5 protein-coding genes are annotated in these 6,000 nt (G+C 69.1%); 2 read left to right on the forward strand and 3 right to left on the reverse strand.

Going from position 1 to position 6,000, the window contains the following annotated elements; all coding sequences use genetic code 11:
• Positions 1 to 734 precede the first annotated feature (734 nt).
• The gene (gene nadA / locus AB0J04_RS14000) at positions 735 to 1,919 is read right to left on the reverse strand and encodes a quinolinate synthase NadA (protein ID WP_363168620.1); all 1,185 of its coding nucleotides are present in this window, start codon (positions 1,917 to 1,919) and stop codon (positions 735 to 737) included.
• Between the two features lie 252 nt (positions 1,920 to 2,171).
• Between nadA and AB0J04_RS14005 the strand changes: the two genes are divergently transcribed.
• The gene (locus tag AB0J04_RS14005; RefSeq protein ID WP_030794551.1) at positions 2,172 to 2,528 is read left to right on the forward strand and encodes an iron-sulfur cluster assembly accessory protein; all 357 of its coding nucleotides are present in this window, start codon (positions 2,172 to 2,174) and stop codon (positions 2,526 to 2,528) included.
• Positions 2,529 to 2,633: 105 nt separating this feature from the next.
• Here AB0J04_RS14005 and AB0J04_RS14010 read toward each other — a convergent pair whose 3' ends face one another.
• Both AB0J04_RS14010 and AB0J04_RS14015 read right to left on the reverse strand, forming a co-directional pair.
• The gene (locus AB0J04_RS14010) at positions 2,634 to 4,064 is read right to left on the reverse strand and encodes a hypothetical protein (protein WP_363168621.1); all 1,431 of its coding nucleotides are present in this window, start codon (positions 4,062 to 4,064) and stop codon (positions 2,634 to 2,636) included.
• Positions 4,065 to 4,578: 514 nt separating this feature from the next.
• A complete protein-coding gene (locus tag AB0J04_RS14015) occupies positions 4,579 to 4,788 on the reverse strand; it encodes a hypothetical protein (protein WP_363168622.1) in 210 nt (69 codons plus the stop codon).
• 130 nt (positions 4,789 to 4,918) lie between these two features.
• Between AB0J04_RS14015 and AB0J04_RS14020 the strand changes: the two genes are divergently transcribed.
• Entirely contained in the window at positions 4,919 to 5,893 is a 975-nt protein-coding gene (locus tag AB0J04_RS14020; RefSeq protein ID WP_363168623.1) for a carbohydrate kinase family protein, read from the forward strand.
• Positions 5,894 to 6,000: the final 107 nt, after the last annotated feature.

Genomic DNA, 6,000 nt, shown 5'->3' on the forward strand with positions numbered 1-6,000 from the left:
CTGGCCGTTTCCTCCACAAGTTCGGCCAGCAGTCTCGACTGCCAGGAAGCGGTGGGTTCTGGCAGGGAGATCGCTCGCGGCGGAACTCCGTCGCCGATCTTGCGGCTGGTCACTGACACGTAGTGAGATGGGATGGTTACCTGTACATGACCTGAGTTGAATATGAGGGGATCATGAGACGATTTTTAGCAACAGGCCTCGCCACGTTTGCACTTGCCGTTGGTGCGGTCATCAGCACTTCGAGCCCTGCTGCTGCGGGGGCTCCGGGCTGCAGTGCTGTCTCCCAGATCGGCAGTACTGCGTACATCACACTGTCTGGGGTGAAGGTCGCCTCTGTGAAGCAGTACATCGGCTGCAACAAGAACTTCGCTTATGTCTACGTCTGGCAGTCGTTCCGCGAAAGCCACGCCTCTTGGACCGTAGCCGCGTCGATCAACACGCGGTCGGATACCGGTTTGGGCAATCAGTCGTCGACGGGGAGCGAGGTCTGGTCGCGCGGAACCAACACACTGACCGAGTGCACCCGAGGCTTTGGTCTACTCACGTCGGGGACTCAGAGCAGTGGGGCGTTGACGGACCTCCGCTGCTGATCCTGGCAGTGCGAGCCGCCCTCACGGGCGCGGCCCGCACAGGGCCGCAGCACGGCTGGCGCGGCTGAGCCCGTCCGGCGGCCGAGTCGGCTATGGCTTCAGGGGCCCCTTCCGGGCGGAAGGGGCCCCGGTGACGGGTCGTTCCTACGGCAGCGCCAGCATCCGTTCCAGCGCCAGTTTCGCGAAGGCCTCGGTCTCCTCGTCGACCTCGATGCGGTTGACGAGCTTGCCGTCGGCGAGCGACTCCAGGGTCCAGACCAGGTGGGGGAGGTCGATCCGGTTCATCGTCGAGCAGAAGCAGACCGTCTTGTCGAGGAAGACGATCTCCTTGCCCTCGGGCGCGAAACGGTTCGCCAGCCGGCGGACCAGGTTCAGCTCGGTCCCGATGGCCCACTTCGAGCCGGCCGGGGCCGCCTCCAGCGCCTTGATGATGTACTCGGTCGAGCCGACGTAGTCCGCCGCGGCCACGACCTCGTGCCGGCACTCGGGGTGCACGAGCACGTTCACCCCGGGGATCCGGGCACGGACGTCCTCGACCGACTCCAGGCTGAAGCGGCCGTGCACCGAGCAGTGGCCGCGCCACAGGATCATCTTCGCGTCGCGCAGCTGCTCGACGGTCAGCCCGCCGTTCGGCTTGTGCGGGTTGTAGAGGACGCAGTCCTCCAGGGACAGGCCCATGTCCCGTACGGCGGTGTTGCGACCGAGGTGCTGGTCGGGCAGGAAGAGGATCTTCTCGCCCTGCTGGAAGGCCCACTCCAGGGCCCGCTGGGCGTTGGAGGAGGTGCAGATCGTGCCGCCGTGCTTGCCCGTGAACGCCTTGATGTCCGCGGACGAGTTCATGTACGAGACGGGCACGACCTGCTCGGCTATGCCGGCCTCGGTCAGCACGTCCCAGCACTCGGCGACCTGTTCGGCGGTGGCCATGTCGGCCATCGAGCAGCCGGCGGCGAGGTCGGGCAGGACCACCTTCTGGTCGTCCGACGTCAGGATGTCGGCGGACTCGGCCATGAAGTGCACACCGCAGAAGACGATGTACTCGGCCTCCGGGCGGGCGGCCGCGTCCTTGGCCAGCTTGAAGGAGTCGCCCGTGACGTCGGCGAACTGGATGACCTCGTCGCGCTGGTAGTGGTGGCCGAGGACGAACACCTTGTCGCCGAGCTTCTCCTTGGCGGCACGGGCGCGCTCGACCAGGTCCGGGTCGGAGGGCGAGGGCAGGTCGCCGGGACACTCGACGCCCCGCTCGCTCTTAGGGTCGGCCTCACGGCCGAGCAGCAACAGGGCGAGCGGAGACGGCTGGACGTCGAGCTCCGTGGTCTGGGCGGTGGTCACGACACGCACCCTTTCTACTTTTCCTACTTTTCGTCGATCTGACGTTATCTATGATAACCCGCATAACGTCACTTTGACGATGGTCATTGCGTCGATGTGACGTGAATCCCGATGAGGCGTTTTCCGCCCGCAGGCGCATGTGCGAGCATGAAGGAGGCGTCGAAAACCCGTCGCCCGGCCCGGAATGAATCCGCGGCCTTGCCGGTTGCACCAGTCGGCAAGCAGTCTCCGTACAACCCGGGAGAGATGTAGATGTCCGTATCGGACGAGACCAGCACCGTCACCGACGGCATCATCCTGTCCGACGCCGCCGCGGCGAAGGTCAAGGCCCTGCTCGACCAGGAAGGCCGCGACGACCTGGCGCTGCGCGTCGCCGTTCAGCCCGGCGGCTGCTCCGGCCTGCGCTACCAGCTCTTCTTCGACGAGCGCTCACTCGACGGCGACGTCGTCAAGGACTTCGACGGCGTCAAGGTCGTCACCGACCGCATGAGCGCCCCGTACCTGGGCGGCGCGTCCATCGACTTCGTCGACACCATCGAGAAGCAGGGCTTCACGATCGACAACCCGAACGCGACGGGCTCCTGCGCCTGCGGCGACTCCTTCAGCTGAGCCGTTTCGGCTGAGCCCTTTCGGCTCAGCCGTACGCGAAGGCGGCGGCCCCCTCCGACGGGGCCGCCGCCTTCGTGCTGCGCGGGTCCGGGTGCTGTCGGCGCGCTACTGGACCTGCGGCAGCCGGGCGCCCGCCTGCTCCAGCGGGACGGCCTTGCCGTCCGAGCCGACCACCTTGCGGCTGCCGAGCGACTCGTTCAGCTGCACGGTCTGGTGGTACTGCTTGGCGATCATGATGCAGACCTTGTCCGGCCAGGGCGTCTCGGTCACGGTGACCTTCACCTCGGCCCCGCTCTCCACCGCCGTCGCCTTGTAGTCGGCGCACACCCCGCCGTAGAAGGCCACGGTCAGCGTGTCGCCCTCGACGGTGTAGCCGTCCACCTGCACATCACGCGTCGCCGAGGTGCCTGAGGGCGTCGGGGCGGGCGTGGGCGTCGCCGCGGACTTCAGATACGCCGGCTCGACGGCCGGCTGCGTCACGGTGTAGCCGGCCGCGGCCCCCGCCGCCTTCACGTCGAACAGCCAGGACGGCACGAGCACCTGCTGTCCGCCCGAGGTGTGGGGGGCGAGCCCGAGCACCGCGTCCTCGACGGTCGCCGTCTGCGCCTGCGGCTGTGTCTGCGTCCGCGTGGTCGTCGTCGACGCACCGCACGGACTCTCCAGCCGGTCCTTCGTCGGCACCGGGCTGGCGCAGCCCCCGATGCCCATCCGATGGTCGCTCCCCGGCGCGGCGTTCAGCGCGTCCAGCGCCTCCCGCGCACTCAGCAGCGGGTAGGTGTCGCCCTTCGCCGGAGCCTCCAGCTGCCCGTTCCCGCCGACGATCTCGCCCTGCGCGCCGACGCTGATCCCGGTCGTCCAGCCGTAGGTGGGCAGACCGCCGATCACCGGGTCGGCGTTCACCACCCGCTGGGCGCCCATGACCTGGCTCGCGTCCACCTTGGCGTCGTCCTGGCCGACCGCCTTCAGGACCGGCGCCGCCGCCTTCTTCGCGGCCGCCTCGCTCACCGGGTCGCCGGCCGGGGTCGCGGGAGTCGGGGTGCACTTGACGGTGGAGCCCGAGCAGTCGTCCGTGCCGGGGGCGTACCGGGTGAACGTCCACATCCCCGGCGCCTGCCGGTTCACCCGCAGCACCGGCCCCGAGCCGTCGTTCCCGGCGCCGACCTTCCAGGCCTCCCCGTCGACGACCGGCGTCCCCTCGACGCCCAGCGCCTTCGCCAGCCCGGCCACCTCGTCCTTCGTGACCTCGCCCTTCGCCCAGTACACGGGAGCGGTGCCGGGGCCCTCGGGCAGCGTGCCGGCGGCGCTGTACGTCACCCCGTAGGGGTTGGGCTCGCCGGGCGCGATCCCGCTCGTACCGCCCTCGGGGGTACCCGTACCTCCGGAGTAGTCGTCCAGGAGAAGCGCCGCGGGGGTGCCGTCCCCGGAGGGCGCCCCGGAACCGGAGCCCCCGCCGGAGCCGCTCACCGCGGTGGAGGTCAGATAGGCCCCGCCGCCGCCCACCAGCAGCACGGCGGCCGCGACGGAGGCGATGAGCACGGGCGAGCGCCGCCGGGAGTGCCCGGCAGCCTCGCCGCCACCGGCCGAGGGAGTGACGACGGGCTCGTCGACGGGCTCGTCGGCGGGCCCAGCCTCAGCCGCTGAAGCGTCAACCTCTGAAGCGTCAACCGATGAAGCGTCAACGTCTGAAGGTTCGCGCTCCGCGGCTTCGAGCTCTGAAGCATCGGCTTCAGAGGCTTTTGAACCTTCAGAGGCTTTTGAACCTTCGGCCGCTTCGGCCTCTACGGTTTCGGCCGCTTCGGCCTCTACGGTTTCGGCCGTCACCTCTTCCCGCTGCGCTTCCGCGGCCTTCGTCTCTTCGGGACCCGTCCCCTCGGAACGCGTCTCCTCCGGCTCGCGCGCGGCGTCGTCGTTCTCGGGTCGCTCGGTGTTCACCGCATCGCTCCTTCGGCAGCCCTGCTGTCGTACCCCACATCCCCTTTACGGGGGACGCCGATGGGACGCGGCGGGGGAGCGCACGGTTCCCTTCCGAGCGCCGTACCGAAGAAAACCCCTAGTTGCCGTAGTCCGGCATAGCCTCCAGCAGCCGGGCGGACTTCGCCGGTACGGTCACGCCATGGATGAGTGACGGGGAGACCGGACGGGAAGTGATCTTCTCCGGGGCCGCCCAGCGCGGTGCCATCCGGGCGCAGTCACCGCGCAGCGACGCCAGGTCGCCGTCGAGATCGGCCGGAGCGGAGGCGTGGAGCTTGAGGTTCGTCATGACCGAACCGTAGGCATGGTGATGCCTGCGAAGAAAGATCTACTATCGGGTAGTTTCGGCTGCTTCAACGGCGCGGGCCGACCCGGTAGCGTGAACTGTCAATCCCGCTCCCCACAGGAGAGTCCACGCCGTGCGCATCGCAGTCTCCGGCTCCATCGCAACCGACCACCTCATGACGTTCCCCGGCCGCTTCGCCGATCAGCTCGTCGCGGACCAGCTGCACACGGTCTCGCTCTCCTTCCTGGTCGACAACCTGGACGTCCGCCGGGGCGGCGTGGGCGCGAACATCGCCTTCGGGATGGGCCAGCTGGGGACCCGCCCGATCCTGGTCGGCGCCGCGGGCGCGGACTTCGACGAGTACCGGGCCTGGCTGGACCGGCACGGCGTCGACACCGAATCGGTCCGGATCTCCGAGACCCTGCACACCGCCCGCTTCGTGTGCACGACCGACGCCGACCACAACCAGATCGGCTCCTTCTACACCGGCGCGATGAGCGAGGCCCGCCTCATCGAGCTGAAGACCGTCGCCGACCGGGTGGGCGGCCTCGACCTGGTCCTGATCGGCGCCGACGACCCGGAGGCGATGCTCCGCCACACCGAGGAGTGCCGCTCCCGCTCGATCCCCTTCGCGGCCGACTTCTCCCAGCAGATCGCCCGGATGAACGGCGACGAGATCGGCACCCTGCTGGACGGCGCCACGTACCTCTTCTCCAACGAGTACGAGAAGGGCCTGATCGAGTCCAAGACGGGCTGGTCGGACGCGGAGATCCTCTCCAAGGTCGGCCACCGCGTCACCACCCTCGGCTCGCGCGGCGTCCGCATCGAGAGCGCCGGCGAGGACCCGATCGAGGTCGGCTGCCCGGATGAGGAGCGCAAGCTCGAGCCCACCGGCGTCGGCGACGCCTTCCGCGCCGGCTTCCTCTCCGGCCTCGCCTGGGGCGTCTCCCACGAGCGCGCCGCCCAGATCGGCTGCATGCTCGCCACCCTCGTCATCGAGACGGTCGGCACCCAGGAGTACCAGCTGCGCCGCCTCCACTTCATGGACCGCTTCACCAAGGCCTACGGCGACGAGGCCGCGACCGAGGTCCGCGGGCATCTCGCCTGACGCGCGAGGGCCTGTCTAGTGCCGCGGCAGGCAACGTTTGCCCGTCAAGGAGCGGCGTCCGGTGCGTGCTCTCGGTGTGCCGGCCGGAAGTCCTCGTACTGGACGTA

This window comes from Streptomyces sp. NPDC050263 (assembly GCF_040655955.1).
Classification (GTDB): domain Bacteria; phylum Actinomycetota; class Actinomycetes; order Streptomycetales; family Streptomycetaceae; genus Streptomyces.